The sequence below is a fragment of the Paucilactobacillus vaccinostercus DSM 20634 genome (assembly GCF_001436295.1).
Lineage (GTDB): Bacteria > Bacillota > Bacilli > Lactobacillales > Lactobacillaceae > Paucilactobacillus > Paucilactobacillus vaccinostercus.
In genome coordinates this window covers 1-14,717 of record NZ_AYYY01000030.1, presented here as the reverse complement: position 1 = coordinate 14,717, position 14,717 = coordinate 1, and the positions used below count along the sequence as shown (strand labels likewise).

The 14,717-nt window shown below is 46.9% G+C and carries 12 protein-coding genes and 1 other annotated feature; of the genes, 11 read left to right on the top strand and 1 reads right to left on the bottom strand.

Translation table 11 applies throughout. The features are described from left to right. Positions 1–20: 20 nt before the first annotated feature. The 6 genes from FC26_RS07410 (at position 21) to FC26_RS07385 (ending at position 5,383) form a co-directional block, all read left to right on the top strand. Positions 21–1,319 carry an O-acetylhomoserine aminocarboxypropyltransferase/cysteine synthase family protein gene (locus tag FC26_RS07410; RefSeq protein WP_057779272.1) on the top strand — a complete coding sequence of 433 codons (1,299 nt, stop codon included), beginning with the start codon at positions 21–23 and terminating at the stop codon, positions 1,317–1,319. 64 nt (positions 1,320–1,383) lie between these two features. Beyond that, positions 1,384–2,043, top strand: coding sequence for an amino acid ABC transporter permease (locus tag FC26_RS07405; protein ID WP_057779269.1), 660 nt, complete (start codon positions 1,384–1,386; stop codon positions 2,041–2,043). After that, positions 2,024–2,713 (top strand): amino acid ABC transporter permease, encoded by a 690-nt coding sequence (locus FC26_RS07400; protein ID WP_057779268.1) that lies wholly within the window; start codon positions 2,024–2,026, stop codon positions 2,711–2,713. The genes FC26_RS07405 and FC26_RS07400 overlap by 20 nt, the downstream gene beginning before the upstream one ends. Continuing rightward, positions 2,706–3,443 carry an amino acid ABC transporter ATP-binding protein gene (locus FC26_RS07395; RefSeq protein ID WP_057779266.1) on the top strand — a complete coding sequence of 246 codons (738 nt, stop codon included), beginning with the start codon at positions 2,706–2,708 and terminating at the stop codon, positions 3,441–3,443. The genes FC26_RS07400 and FC26_RS07395 overlap by 8 nt, the downstream gene beginning before the upstream one ends. A 73-nt stretch (positions 3,444–3,516) precedes the next feature. After that, on the top strand, positions 3,517–4,368 hold the full coding sequence (locus FC26_RS07390; protein ID WP_057779264.1) for a transporter substrate-binding domain-containing protein: 852 nt from the start codon (positions 3,517–3,519) through the stop codon (positions 4,366–4,368). Positions 4,369–4,444: 76 nt separating this feature from the next. Then, positions 4,445–5,383 carry a glutathione S-transferase C-terminal domain-containing protein gene (locus FC26_RS07385; RefSeq protein ID WP_057779262.1) on the top strand — a complete coding sequence of 313 codons (939 nt, stop codon included), beginning with the start codon at positions 4,445–4,447 and terminating at the stop codon, positions 5,381–5,383. 70 nt (positions 5,384–5,453) lie between these two features. Here FC26_RS07385 and FC26_RS07380 read toward each other — a convergent pair whose 3' ends face one another. Further along, positions 5,454–5,813 carry a hypothetical protein gene (locus FC26_RS07380; RefSeq protein WP_157061115.1) on the bottom strand — a complete coding sequence of 120 codons (360 nt, stop codon included), beginning with the start codon at positions 5,811–5,813 and terminating at the stop codon, positions 5,454–5,456. Between the two features lie 443 nt (positions 5,814–6,256). Here FC26_RS07380 and FC26_RS07375 point away from each other — a divergent pair, with 443 nt between their 5' ends. The 5 genes from FC26_RS07375 to FC26_RS07355 all read left to right on the top strand — a co-directional run bounded on the left by FC26_RS07375 (position 6,257) and on the right by FC26_RS07355 (position 14,316). After that, positions 6,257–7,357 carry an iron-containing alcohol dehydrogenase family protein gene (locus tag FC26_RS07375; protein WP_057779260.1) on the top strand — a complete coding sequence of 367 codons (1,101 nt, stop codon included), beginning with the start codon at positions 6,257–6,259 and terminating at the stop codon, positions 7,355–7,357. A gap of 328 nt (positions 7,358–7,685) precedes the next feature. Beyond that, positions 7,686–8,822, top strand: a complete 1,137-nt coding sequence (locus FC26_RS07370; protein WP_057779259.1) for an exonuclease SbcCD subunit D — start codon at positions 7,686–7,688, stop codon at positions 8,820–8,822. Then, positions 8,819–11,959, top strand: a complete 3,141-nt coding sequence (locus FC26_RS07365; protein WP_057779258.1) for an AAA family ATPase — start codon at positions 8,819–8,821, stop codon at positions 11,957–11,959. The genes FC26_RS07370 and FC26_RS07365 overlap by 4 nt, the downstream gene beginning before the upstream one ends. 69 nt (positions 11,960–12,028) lie before the next feature. Next, positions 12,029–12,278 (top strand) — a binding site (T-box leader). 44 nt (positions 12,279–12,322) lie between these two features. After that, the gene (locus tag FC26_RS07360; RefSeq protein ID WP_057779255.1) at positions 12,323–13,108 is read left to right on the top strand and encodes a carbon-nitrogen family hydrolase; all 786 of its coding nucleotides are present in this window, start codon (positions 12,323–12,325) and stop codon (positions 13,106–13,108) included. Positions 13,109–13,140: 32 nt separating this feature from the next. Beyond that, a complete protein-coding gene (locus tag FC26_RS07355; RefSeq protein WP_057779253.1) occupies positions 13,141–14,316 on the top strand; it encodes a pyridoxal phosphate-dependent aminotransferase in 1,176 nt (391 codons plus the stop codon). Positions 14,317–14,717: the final 401 nt, after the last annotated feature.

Sequence of the window (14,717 nt, the reverse complement as noted above, 5' to 3'; positions counted from 1 at the left end):
ACTAAAATGGAGTGAATATTTTGACACAGGATAAATTTGATACACTACGCATTCATGCCGGCTATAAACCAGAGGAAAATCAATTTGCTTCTTCCGTTCCCATTTATCAGACGGCCGCATTTGGACTAAGTAATACCGAAGTCGCTAACCAAATTGTGGCGGGGCAACAGCCCGGTCGGTTTGACTACTCGCGTGATGGCAATCCAACGGTTCACGTGTATGAACAACGAATTGCAGCCTTGGAAGGTGGCATTGATGCCGTGGCTGTAGGATCTGGGATGTCAGCCATCTCGTTTGCAATTTTTAATGTTGCGGAGGGTGGTGGCCGCATTATTGCGCCAACCAACATTTACGGATCAACGCTGGACGAATTCCGAAACTTTTTCCCTAAGTATGGGATTAACTTCGATTTTGTTGATGAAGTGAACGACTTTGACCGGATCAAGTCATTGATTCAAGACGATACCAAGGCCATCTACGTCGAAAGTGTCGCCAACCCGAGTACGGAGATTGCTGACATCGAAACCTTAGCGACCATTGCCCATGAAGCAGGCATTCCGTTGATTGTGGACAACACGTTCCCGACGCCGTACCTACTGCGCCCGTTTGAATACGGGGCCGACATCGTCGTTTACTCATCGACTAAGGGGATTAACGGTCATGGCAACACACTGTCAGGATTGGTAGTGGATCACGGTCAGTTTGACTGGTCGAGTGGCAAGTTTCCGCAGTTTACCGAGGAAGAATTTAACCTGGGGGATGAAGAACAGGGAATCCACGAAAGTTTTTATAGTAAATTTGGTGCAGCAGCCTTTATCAAACGAATTCGGATGAAATATGTTCGACTATTAGGGTCTGTTTTAGGGCCGATTGATGCTTACTTCGTGATGTTAGGTTTGGAGACCATTTCCGAACGGTTGACGAAACAGGTCGCCAGCACGACGGCGATTGCGAAGTTTTTAGCCGCTAACGAGCACGTCGAACGGGTGTACTATTCTGGTATTGAAGCTGATAATCCACTCGTTCCTAAGTACTTTCCTAAAGGCGTCGGGTCAGTATTGTCCTTTGAACTGAAGGGGGACGAAAAAAATATCGCAAAGTTAATCGGCAATGTCAAAATTTTTAGTTATATTCCGAACATTGGGGATGCAAAATCATTGATTGTTAATCCAACGCGGACGACCCATCGTGAAATTCCCGCCGAAATTCGGCAAAAACATGCGATGAATAACCAAATTATCCGCCTATCAATTGGATTAGAAGACATTGATGATTTGATTGGTGACCTCGATCAGGCGCTTGCAAAGGCGTTTGAATAGGGTATAACTATAAAAGGTGAAAGACAATTTTTCACAGTAATTATATTAGGAGGTGGTCGACCCAATGAACTGGTCAATCGTTCAACAGGGGATTCCGACATATGAAAAAGCCTTTATGATCACCTTAAAGCTTTCATTTTGGGGGATTTTAGGTGCCATTATCGTCGGGTTGATTGTAAGCTTCGTCCGATACTTTAAGGTGCCGGTGCTCCAGCGGATTTTAGGGGCATACGTTGAACTATCACGAAATACACCACTACTGATTCAGCTATTTTTCATCTATTACGCATTCCCAGAATTGGGATTTAAGATTTCGGCGGAAGCCAGTGGTGTGAGTGGCCTCATCTTTTTGGGTGGCAGCTATATGGCAGCCGCATTTGCCGGCGGACTTGAAGGGGTTCCAAAAATTCAAGTTGAGTCTGGGCGGGCAATCGGACTGACCGACTGGCAGTTAGCGCAGTACGTGGTTTTGCCACAGGGACTGTCTCTCAGTATTCCAGCCATTGCGGCCAACGTGATCTTTCTGATTAAGGAAACGTCTATTTTTACGGTGGTCGCCATTCCAGAACTCACGAATACGGCGTTGGATCAGATTGGAATGCTGTACGACACCAACGAAGCATTATTTAGCTTGGTAGTTGGGTACGCGATTATTTTGATCCCACTTTCAATTCTACTAACGTGGCTAGAAAGGAGGGCGCGTCGTGGCTCATTCGGGAATTAATATTTTATTTGAGGGCCGTAACATGGTTCGCCTACTCGGCGGTTTGTGGATTTCGGCTAAGATCGCCATCGTGGCAATTGTGGTCGGATTGATTCTAGGACTGATCCTGGGGGCCCTGAGAACCCTCCATAATCCGATCTTGCGCGTGATTTTGCGTCTCTACCTGGAATTTTTCCGGGTGATTCCAACGGTCGTCTTGCTATTTTTGTTTTACTATATTTTGCCTCAAAATTTTAACATCAATATGGGGGCAGAATCGATGGCGATGCTGGTATTTGCCCTCTGGTTTGCTGCAGAAATGAGTGATATTGTGCGGGGGGGTATTATTTCGGTATCCCCGCATCAGGTGGACGCAGGGAAGGCAATCGGCTTGAACCGGTTGCAGCTGTACTACTATGTATTGATCCCGCAGTCGATTCAATTGATGATTCCGGCGACGATTAACTTAGTTAGTCGGATTATCAAAACGACCTCATTACTGTTACTGATCAGCGTGATGGACGTAATCAATATTGGTCAGCAGATTATTGAAGCTAACGGTCAACGATACGAAAATGGTGCGTTTTGGGTGTACGGGTTCATCTTTATCCTGTACTTTATTTTATGTTACCCGCTGTCCCTTTGGGCACGGCATCTAGAACGAAAGGAGGTGGTCACTGCCAATGGCTAATGAGTTATTAACCGTGACACATTTAGTAAAAAATTACGGTAAAAAAGAAGTCTTACACGATATCAATTTTACAGTTGAAAAAGGAAGTGTGACCGTCTTACTAGGCCCCTCTGGCTCCGGGAAAAGTACGCTAATCCGGTGCTTAAACGGACTGGAAGAGTTTCACGGTGGTCAAATTAACTTTGAGGACCAAACGATTACGCCTGGATTTAAGAAATGGCAGCCGCTTCGGCAACATATCGGAATGGTCTTTCAAAGCTATGACCTCTTTCCTAATCGGACGGTGATCGACAATATTTTGTTGGGCCCACTGAAGGTCCAAAAACGTGATAAGAATGAGGCGCTCGCACAGGCCCGGCAGTTACTGAAGGAAGTGCAGTTATCGGAATACGAGAATGCCTATCCGCGTCAACTCTCGGGTGGTCAGAAACAGCGGATCGCGATCGTGCGTGCGCTCACGCTGAATCCAGACTTCATGCTATTTGATGAAGTCACGGCGTCACTGGATCCAGAAATGGTGCGTGGGGTTCTAGAGGTCATCGAAGGACTCGCAGCGCGGAAGATGACGATGCTCGTGGTAACGCATGAGATGAACTTTGCCAAGCAAATTGCGGATAAGGTTCTCTTTCTCGAGAACGGGAAGATCGTGGAAGAGTCATCAGGGCATCAATTCTTTGAACAACCGCAGACGCAACGGGCGCAAGACTTTTTGAGTAGTATGGATTTCTAGAGTTTTTGCGAAGTTAGAATAGGGTATCAGGAGTAGAACAGGTTTCATAAGCCAAAATTTGGAGGTATTAGGGATGAAATTAAAGCAAATTTTTAGAGCAGTTGTCGCTACCTTAGCGACTTTACTGGTGGTGTCAGTCGCAGCGACTGCAGTGCCAACCAAGGCCCATGCGGCGACCAATAATTCCAGCGTGAGTGCTATTAAGAAGCGCGGGACAATCAAAATTGCCGTTTTCGGTGATTTACAACCTTACGGCTGGGTGACTAAGAGTGGTAAGCGGACCGGGTACGATGTGTATCTTGCTCGTCAAATTGGAAAGGACTTAGGCGTTAAGGTCAAATTTGTTCAGGTTAACGCAGATAGTCGGGTAGATGCCTTGAAGTCAAACAAGGTTGATCTCGTCCTCGCGAACTTCACCGTTACTAAGGAACGGAAACAACAGGTCAGTTTTGCCAAACCTTACATGAAGGTTTCCGTGGGTGTGGTTTCCAAGAAGAGCAGTCCAGTTACCAAGGCTAGTCAGTTGAAGGGCAAGAAGGTGATCGTGACGAAAGGGACAACTGCCGAAGAATACTTCACGAAGCATTCTAATGGTGTGACCCTGCAAAAGTACGATTCCAAGACCCAACAATTTAATGCGTTGAAGAACGGCCGTGCGAAAGCTTTGGCTGACGATAACTCATACCTCTTTGCTTGGGTGAAGAAACACCCAACTTACACGGTGGGGATCAAGACAATTGGACCTAGCCAAACCATTTCGCCAGCGGTTAAGAAGGGCAATACGAGCTTGTTGAACTGGACAAACAAGGAAATCACCAAGTTGAACAAGAAGGGCTTCTTTGAAACCAACTACAATAAGAATCTTAAACCATACTTTGGTTCAGACATCAAAGCTAGCGACATCATCATTACCAACAATAAGTAATTAAGCTGAGATCACAACAGGGTCAGGTCACAACGACCGGATCCTGTTGTTTATCTAATGAGGAAGGGTGAGTTAGATGACAGAAAATAATGCAGCTTGTGAGTGGCATCCCGAGCAGTCACAAAAGGAGACGACACCGGCGACACTTGATTTAACGGCCTCGTTTGCGACCAGAGAGTTACCAGTTGAACCGAACCGGTATCGGTTAATTTGGGGCAAGTTTTGTCCGTGGGCGACACCGGTTGCGATCGTCTTACGGTTATTAGGGCTGGAACAGGCCGTTTCTGATGGAACGGTTCAGGCGCTACGGCGGACCGGACTGCCGACCGATTGGGTTTATGGGGCTGATGATAGTGTGAAGGATCCAGTCCTGGGCACCGCCCGCCTATCGGAAAGCTACCAACAGGCCGCGCCAGAATTTAATGGCCGCGCCTCAGTTCCCACACTGGTCGATGTAACCACCGGCAAAGCGGTCAATAATCAATCTAACGATCTACTCGATGAGTTCGCTCGTTACTGGCGTCAGTACCAAACAACCGAGCTGGATTTGTATCCCGAGGAGCGAGCTAACGAGGTAGCCGCCATCAATCAGATTATTTTGACTGATGTGACGGAAGTGCCCGGTCAAATTCTGGTAGCCCAGTCTCAGGCGGAGTACGATGAATTGGCACAACGGTTCTTTAACCGGTTAGAGTGGGCCGATCACTTGCTGGCGACTCAACCGTACCTAGTGGGAGAGACGTTAACGGTACCGGATATTCGGCTGTTTGTAAGCTTGGTTCGATTTGACATTGTATACTACTACCAAAACAAGCTGAGTGCGCATCGGTTAGTTGATTATCCTAATCTGTGGGCGTACGCCAAGCGCCTTTACCAGATTCCAGCCTTTAAGGAAACCACGGATTTCACAGCGATCAAGCAGCATTTCTATCAGGTTAGTGAAGCGCCTGTGACGTCGTTTGACCGAGTTGTGCCGTTTGGCATTGATGAGGCAAAATGGGATCAAGTGGACTAAAAATCAAAATGGAATCGTCTTTCATCTAAGAAGACGATTCCATTTTTTTCGTGATTTAGGGTCCATGAGCCTAATTACGGCTCACCCAGTAGTATGCCTCGTGGTGAAAAAGATAATCAAGCGGCATCAGGAGTGACCATAGTCCGACCAGCCCGCTAATCAGGTGAAGGGGCAGATTGCCCCAGCCCCATGTTTCAACAGTGGCTGGCTGTTGGCCATTCCATTTGAGCGCCAAGGTATCCCCAACGTCATACCAGCCGGTTAGCGTCATCGTGACGTTGGTCGTTCCAGATGAGGTGACCAGGGCAATGACGGCTCGCGTTCGCTGGTTGCTGCGATGAAGAGAATGACGAGTATATTGCTGGGCGCTGGTGATTTCACCAGTTACCGATTGATAGGTTATATCAGCGTAAAGGCCAGTGATACTCATATAAAGAAATACCAGGCTGGTAATTGTGAGCAGAATGGGGCCCAAGAAAGGAACACCATGGTGAGCCTTCCGAAGGGTACGAAACGTTTTTAGGTTGTGCATGCGAATACGGGATTTGAGTTGATCCATCAGTTTAAATTCGACTCCATCGTTAGTTTTAATCTTATGTAGCATAGCACAGGGGGATGAAGAAAAAACGAAGATTAGCTTAAGACGGATACCAGCCCGATTAAAACGAAACGTTATAATCTTAACTGAAACTAGCACGCTAATAATTAAAGTTAAAATAAAATGAGAAAAAAGTTTGTATTTTTAATTTTTTAATGCTATTCTAATAATCGTATTCCGATCGAGCAGATCAAAACTTACATAATAAATTTAATTAAATGGGACCAACGACGGGCGACCGCCTACCGACCAAACATAGAAAAGGAGAATGCGATATGATTTCACAAAGTGGACCTCAACGTTATATTTCAGATGCGAAGGCGTATGATCAGTTACCCAACTTTATTTCAGAACTCGGGGTAACGAAAGTCTTATTCTTGCATGGAACGAAATCTTTGGCAGCTGCCAAGCCTTATCTGCCAGATTTTGGTACTAACGTGGCGGTGGAAGACGTGTTATTTAACGGCGAGTGTTCCTATGAAGAAATCGATCGCGTCGCTAATATTGCCGCCCAAAAGGGGACAGAAATGGTGATCGCGCTTGGTGGTGGGAAAGTATTGGACACCGCGAAGAGTGTGACGACCGGCACACATATGTATTTGGTACTGATGCCCACGTTGGCCAGTAACTGTGCCCCATGGTCAGCCTTGAGCGTTCATTACAAGGAAAACGGCGAACACATTAACCATGAAATTTACAAGGAGACGGCTAACCTAATGTTGCTGAATCCAGAAGTGATTTTAAATTCACCAATTGATTACTTCGTTGCCGGAATTGCGGATACCTTGGCCAAGTTCTACGAGTCGGAGCTTATTTTCGAAGACTTGCCCGAAGAACAATTTACCATTGCGCTCACCATCTCACGGCAAATGGCTAATAATTGTCGCGACGTGCTGTTGCGTGATTCGATCCAAGCCGTTGAAGACATGAAGGCCGGACGAATGACCCACACTTGGCGCAACGTTGCCGAAACGATTATCGTCATGGCCGGGACGGTTGGTGGCTGGGGTGATTCATACGCACGGTCAACGGGGGCCCATTCAGTCCACGATGCCTTGACCCTTTTCCCACAAACGAGTCATCTCCTGCACGGGGCTAAAGTGGGGTATGGTATTTTGGTTCAGTTGGTGATCGAAAACCATTACGATCATATTAAGGAGCTATTGCCCCTTTACCGGACACTGGGAGTACCAACCAATTTCCACGAGTTGAATCTGGATGGCATTAGCGATGAAGATATTGAGAAGATTGCCTACGAAGCAACCACCGAAGAAAAAACGATGAATCTCATTCCACTGCCAATTACCGCTCAGACGGTTAAGGATGCCATGATGAAGCTCGAAACCATTACCGCAGGTGTGCAACAGAGCGCTTAACGATGGTACATGTAAAAAAGAATTAGGTGAAGGCCGCTGACAGTTGTCAGCGGCTTTTTAGCGGTCCACTGAAAAGACGATGTTCATTTCAAGTGGGGCATGGTAAAATTAAAACGAACAGACGTTCGAGAAGTTGACAGGGAGTAGTAGCCGAATCGTCGCGGTTTTTCATGAGTATGAAGAAGACGGCCCTTCAAACCGTGGGCGAAGGGCAACTAATGATAGGGCTGAATTAGCGCAAGATGATGTTGGCGTGTTATAGTACAAACTAAATTAGAAATATCGATAGTAAACAAAAAATACGACTCAACGAAGGGAGTTATCACGCATGCGTTTTTTACATACTGCAGATTGGCATATTGGTCGACGGCTGCATGGATTTGATTTGTCCGCGGAGCAGGAGGATGCGTTTCAACAGATTGAACAGATCGCATTGGATGAACAGGTGGACGGCATGATTATTGCGGGTGATTTGTATGACCGCAGTCTGCCAGCAGAAACGTCAGTTGCCCAACTGGATCGCATGCTACAGCGACTCAACTTAACGGACCATCTGCCACTCTATGCGGTTGCCGGTAACCATGATAGTGCGACGCGGTTGGCAACGGGGAATCCGTGGTACCAAAGTACTAATTTTTACCTAGCGACGAAGCTGGAAGAAGCCTTTACACCAGTAGAGTTACCGGATACTCAAATTTTTTTGTTGCCCTATTTCGAACCGTTTGCTGCGCAACAGTACTTTAATGATGAAACGCTCGTCCACCTAGATCAGGCTATGGTACCGGTAGTTGAACAGATGAAGACTCAATTTAATCCACAAAAGAAGCAGATTTTAGTCGCCCATTTCTTTGTGGCGGGGAGTGCTAAAACGGATTCGGAAACGCAACTAACGGTTGGTGGACTAGCTTCCGTTCCTGCAGCGTTACTCCAAGACTTTGACTACGTTGCTTTGGGGCACTTGCATGGAAAGGATGCCCTTCACGAACCCCACATGCGCTATTCGGGATCGCCAATTAAGTTCTCGCTATCCGAAGCGCAACAATCAAAAGGGGTGTGGATCATTGACACGGATCCGTTTCAGCTCACCTTCAAGCCTCTCAAACCATTACGGGATGTTCAACAAATTACGGCCCACTTTGATGACCTCATTGATCCGACTTTTTACGCGCAATTTGACCGGGAGAACTACTTTGGCTTTATCCTGCAGGATCGAAAACCAATTCTCAACGCATTACCGCGATTACGCGAGATTTATCCAAACGTGGTATCGCTGAGCCGCGAAGAAGGCTATTCGACTGCGGTGGAAAGTCAGGGGATGTCGGGAAAGCAAATTCGTCAGAAAGATCCGGTCGCATTACTCGGTGATTTCTACGAATCGGTGGCCAAAGAGGCCCTCACGGCGCAACAAATGAGTTGGGCGAAGGAAACGTTGAAAATTGCGAATGATGGAGGGACAAAATCGTGAAACCTTTAAAACTAACATTGACCAATTTTGGCCCGTACGCGCATCAGGTAATTGACTTCACTAAATTAGCAGCGGCGCCCATTTTTCTGATTTCGGGGAATACCGGCAGCGGTAAAACCACGATTTTTGATGCGATTACGTTTGCACTCTACGGAGAAGGGGCGAGCGATGATCGCCGACCGGAGGAAATGCGCTCCGACTTTGCTGATTCTGCGGATGCAACGGCCGTCGAATTATGGTTTGTGCATCAGGGCAAGCAATATCGTGTGTTGCGTCAGCCTAAGCAAACTCTCGATAAAAAACGAGGCGGCGGCCAACGTGAATTTCCCAGCTCGGGCGTCTTAGACGTGTATGAACACGATAAAAAAGTTGAGGAAATAACTAAAATGCAGGATATTAACCGGCATCTCGCCGGTATTTTGCAAATTACCCGCCAACAGTTTGTCCAAATTGTATTGCTCCCACAAGGTGACTTTCAGCGTTTTCTGGTTGCACCGAGTGCCGACAAGGAAGCAGTTCTGCGGAAAATTTTTAAAACGGATCTTTTTCAGCGTTGGGGCGAGGCGTTGAAAAACAAGCTCAAAAAGCAAACGGATCAAAAACGCGACTGGCAGAGTAGCATTGAAACCGAGATAGCAAAGGTGCAGTGGGCGGCGGACTTCGATCCAGCAACGCACGAAGACCAAGAGGTAATGACGTTACTGACTAGTCAGCAACAACGGGCACATCAAGCGTTGCAAGAAATTGAACGGCAACAGCAACTGGTACAAGAGCAACTTGAACGAGCCAAGAGTCAACTCACTGCGGACCAAAACATGAACGAACAAATCGTGCAGCTAGAAAAATGGCGGTCCCAGCTTCATGAACTACTGGCGCAAAAAGCGACAATCGATGAAAATCGCCAACAAATTGAGCAGTTGCAACAGGTACAACATGTTCAGCCACAATACGAAATGCTCCAGCAACAGGAGCAACGAATCGCGACGCTGCAACAGCGGGTACAAGAAACCCAGACCAAGGTGACTGACTTACATGCGACCCGCGCGACTTTGCAACAGCAGCAACAAACGTTACATGCGGCTGATGAACAAATTGCCCAGCACCGCGAGCGCGTCTCGATTCTGAAGCACCAGCGGCCCCAGTTTGAACGGCTGGCGGTGGTGACTCAGCAATTGGCCACGGCCACAAATGAGTGGCAAGAAGCACAGCAGCAGCTCAAGATGAGTGAGGATCAGATGACAACACTCAGGACGCAGCAACAACAGCGAACGGAACAATTACAGCGGTTGCCCAACCTAACGGAACGGTTAGGAACGCTGCGGCAGGCCGTTCAACAATTGACAAGTGATGGACACCGTTTGACTCAGTTTAGCGACCAATATCGTGCAAATCAGAAACTAGCCCGCCAGTTGGCGACTGAACAAACACGGTTAGATCAACTAGAGCAGACCGCCCAACAGGAACAGGCGCACCATGAGACGATTCGCAACAACTGGCTTCAGGGACAGATTGCGAATTTAGTCAGTCAACTCAAACCGGGCACCCCCTGTCCGGTTTGCGGGAGCACGGAACATCCCGCCCCAGCGACACGCCATGCTGGCGTGACTGTGGTTACCGACGATGACATGAAACAGGCAGATACGGCTCTACAATTAGCAAAATCGCAGGTTATTCAGCAAAAAACACAGTTAATGGAACAAAAAACACGATTAACCCAGCAACAAACGCAATTAATGCAGGATTTGGCCACTTTTCAGGCTCATTTGACCGCTTATTCGACTCCTATCGCATCGGATCCGGCCCAGTTGGAGGATGCTCAACAGCAAAATCAACAGAAGTTAGTGGCTGATCAAGATGAGTTAGAGACGGTTACGCAACAAATTACAGCTTTGCAACAGGTACAACACGAGCAAGCCGAAGCCGAAGCGCAGCTAACGACGCTCACCGACACGGTGACCCACCAGCAAGCGGTAGCGCAAGACGCACGTGAACAGCAACAAAAGTATCAAACTCAGTTGGAGGATATCCGGACGAACTTGCCAGCTGAATTTACGAGCTTGGCCCAGCTAGATCAGCATGTGACGTCGTTACAACAGGTAATTGAGCAGCATGAACACGCGGTTGCTCAGACTGAAACACAAGTACAGAGTAACCAAGCCACCATTGCCACAACGACGGGTACTTTAGCCGAGCTGCAGCAGACAATAGCGACGACCCAAGCACAGCTGGCAACGGCCCGGACGGCGTTTGAAGATGTGTTAGCCAGCACGCTGCAACTTGATAATGTGGCCCAGTATCAAGTGCTTTTACCGCAACTCACACAACTGAAGGCGCGACAGGAGCAGGTTGCCACGTATGAACATCAGGTCCAAGATAGTCAAGCGCGAGTTGCGACCTATCAAAAGGTAGTGGGTGATCATCAGACGGTTGATTTAGCGGTCGCTCAGGCGAAAATTGAGCAACAGAGTAATGAGCGGCTACGATTAAAACAGCAGTTTAATCAGGCCCACGATCGCTTGGTGCTTAATGACCAGATTTTGACCCAGATTGATCAGGCCCAGCAAAATATTCAACAACAAGCGCAACTTGTTTCGGAGTTACAGCTCTTAGTTGAAACGGTGAACGGCAACGGGGATGCTAAGCTTAGTCTGGAACGTTACGTCCTGCGGGCCCAGTTAGTTGAAATTCTCGAGGTCGCTAATCAGCGGTTACAACAACTCAGCTCAGGACGTTACTTATTGAAGTTGCACATGGAAACGGGAACCTACCAGAAAAATACCGGTCTTGAAATTGATGTGTATGACGATAATGTTGGAAAGGTGCGGAGTGTTCACACGATGTCAGGCGGTGAAAGTTTTATTGCAGCCCTTAGTTTGGCATTGGCGTTAGGTGAGGTGATTCAAAACGAGTCCGGTGGAATTAGCGTGGATACGCTATTTATCGATGAAGGATTTGGGTCACTGGACCATGATTCTCTAACAACCGCCATGGCTGCCTTAGAAAACATTGAGAGCGGTGACCGAATGATTGGGATCATCAGTCATGTCGATATGTTGAAGGAACGGATTCCATTTCAAATTCAAGTGACTGCCCAAGGGCAGGGCCGCAGTATGGCTAAAGTAGTTGCCCCGAGCTAACTTCAAATTCGGTTCTTGACGGCAGTCACTAAAACAACTACACTTGAAATCAATAAATGAGTAAATAATTAGAAAATCATGAAGAGATGAGTAGCCTAGTTAGTGCAGTACAGAGACCTGGGGTCGGTGAAATCCAGGCTGGATTGCTAGTCGAAGATGGTCTCGGAGCATTGTATGAGTGAGGAAACCCGAACTGGTACCGGTCGCTACCGTTATGAAGCGTTTGGTGACATTAAATTTTTTTAATGAAACTAATTGAGACTACTCATAAATGAGTAGTGAACCAAGGTGGTACCACGGGTTAGCGCTCGTCCTTTACATATTGTAAGGACGAGCGCTTTTTTTGACGGGAGGTTATGAAAAATGGGATTAACAGTAGCACTAGCACAAATGGATGTCGATTTTGCCAATCCAGGCGCTAATTTTGAGCGCGTTAGTCAAGTGATTGCCGAAGCAGCCAAGGAACATGCAGATATTGTGGTATTACCAGAGATGTGGAATACCGGGTACGCACTGGATCAGCTGAACGGTCTTGCCGACCCGAATGGTCAGAATACGCAGGAGTTATTACAGGAACTGGCTAGAAATTACCATATCAACATCGTTGGTGGATCGGTTGCCACGGCCCGCGATGATCGCTTCTATAACACTAGTTATATCGTTGATGATCAGGGGCGATTAGTTAGTTCGTACGATAAAGTGCATTTATTCGGATTGATGAATGAGGAACAGTACATTACAGCTGGTAAAACAGAAAATTATTTTCAATTGGCTGGTGCCGCAAGTGCGGGCGTGATTTGCTACGACATTCGCTTTCCGGAATGGTTGCGGACAAATGCGCGACACGGGGCAAAGGTATTATATGTCAGCGCTGAATGGCCTCAACCACGAATTGCCCAGTGGGAAGTTTTGCTGCGTGCTCGGGCGATTGAAAATCAAGCGTTTGTGGTGGCGGTCAATCGGGTGGGAGATGATCCGGACAATCACTTTAACGGACATTCACTTGTGATCGACCCACTGGGAAACATTATCGCTAATGCTGGTGAAACGGAAAAGGTGAAGCTAGCCACCATCGACTTTAGCCAAATTGAGGCGGTTCGGGGCCAAATCCCAGTTTTTAAGGATCGACGCCCGGAATTATATCGTTAAAAATATAGCTGTAGAAATGAAGGATATTGAAAATGAAATTTGAAGAATCGCAATTATTGCAGGGATTACCAAAACAGTTTTTTGCTAGCTTAGTCGCCAAGGTCAATCAAAAGGTGGCTTCGGGCGTGGATGTGATTAACCTTGGGCAGGGGAATCCTGATAAGCCCACCCCAGATTATATTGTAAAAAGTACCCAGGAAAAGGTTACGAAACCAATTAATCATAAGTACTCTCAATTTAGGGGACTACACGAGTTAAAAGTGGCTGCAGCCGATTTTTATCAGGAAAAGTATGGGGCAACGTTTGAACCAGAAAGTGAAGTCGCAATTTTGGGTGGTTCCAAGATTGGACTTGTTGAGTTACCGTGGGCCCTGATGAACCCGGGCGATCTCTTTTTACTCCCAGACCCTGGATACCCGGATTATCTTTCAGGGGCCGCACTGGGGCGGGTTAAATTTCAGACGGTACCATTATTAGAAGAAAATAACTTTTTACCTGATGTCGATCAGATTGACGAGGCCGTTGCCAAGAAAGCGAAGCTACTCTATTTGAACTATCCTAATAATCCGACGGGAGCTGTGGCAACCCGTGAATTTTACGAGCACGTTGTGGAATGGGCGAAGAAGTACCATGTGGGCATTATTAGTGATTTTGCGTATGGGGCGTTGGGCTTTGACGGGCAGGCACCAATTAGTTTTATGGAAGTTCCAGGTGCTAAAGAAGTGGGGATTGAATTCTATACATATTCGAAGACCTTTAACATGGCCGGCTGGCGGTTGGCCTTTGCGGTGGGAAATCCGGATATTATTGAAGCAATCAATTTAATTCAGGATCATCTGTTTGTGAGCGTATTCCCTGCGATCCAAGAGGCGGGCGTGGATGCTCTGCGTGACCCGCAGCGAGATGAAGAAATTGCTAAAATCGTGGCGCGTTATGAGCAACGACGTGATGCCTTTGTGGCTGCCAGCGCAAAGATTGGGTGGCAGGCAATTAAACCGGGGGGAACTTTCTATACACTAATGCCAGTTCCTGCTGGATATACGAGTGAATCGTTTGCCGATTTACTACTTGATAAAGCAGGCGTAGCTGTGGCACCCGCCAATGGGTTTGGCCGCCATGGTGAAGGTTACGTGCGAATTGGACTATTGGTATCGCCAGAACGATTAGTCGAGGCCGTGGAACGGATTGGCAAGTTAAATATTTTCTAGATATTATGCGGTAAAAGCATTCTCGTCCGATGATGGGGATGCTTTTTTAATGGAATTTACAAAATAGTTTAAAAATAGTGTTGACGAGATACGAAAAGCCGTGTATAGTAATTAATCGTTGTCACCGACGTTAACAACACCGTGATCAAAATGATCAAGAAAAAAGTTGTTGACATTGGATTATCGATCTGTTATTATTAATAACGTTGCTGATTCAAAAGGAAGCAACATGGTAGACCTTTGAAAACTGAACAAAGTTTCGACAAATCAAATGTGTAGGGTCCTTTAGCCCGTAGGGTTAAAGGCAAAACATTTGCGAAGTCAATTCGCTTAAAGTAACAAATCAAAAGAGCTAACAAGCTTCTTATTTTATATGAGAGTTTGATCCTGGCTCAGGATGA

Coding starts and splice junctions, on each gene's coding strand:
- FC26_RS07405 (WP_057779269.1), top strand. CDS start 1,384: ATGAACTGGTCAATCGTTCAACAGGGGATTCCGACATATGAAAAAGCC.
- FC26_RS07395 (WP_057779266.1), top strand. CDS start 2,706: ATGGCTAATGAGTTATTAACCGTGACACATTTAGTAAAAAATTACGGT.
- FC26_RS07390 (WP_057779264.1), top strand. CDS start 3,517: ATGAAATTAAAGCAAATTTTTAGAGCAGTTGTCGCTACCTTAGCGACT.
- FC26_RS07385 (WP_057779262.1), top strand. CDS start 4,445: ATGACAGAAAATAATGCAGCTTGTGAGTGGCATCCCGAGCAGTCACAA.
- FC26_RS07380 (WP_157061115.1), bottom strand. CDS start 5,813: ATGAGTATCACTGGCCTTTACGCTGATATAACCTATCAATCGGTAACT.
- FC26_RS07375 (WP_057779260.1), top strand. CDS start 6,257: ATGATTTCACAAAGTGGACCTCAACGTTATATTTCAGATGCGAAGGCG.
- FC26_RS07370 (WP_057779259.1), top strand. CDS start 7,686: ATGCGTTTTTTACATACTGCAGATTGGCATATTGGTCGACGGCTGCAT.
- FC26_RS07360 (WP_057779255.1), top strand. CDS start 12,323: ATGGGATTAACAGTAGCACTAGCACAAATGGATGTCGATTTTGCCAAT.
- FC26_RS07355 (WP_057779253.1), top strand. CDS start 13,141: ATGAAATTTGAAGAATCGCAATTATTGCAGGGATTACCAAAACAGTTT.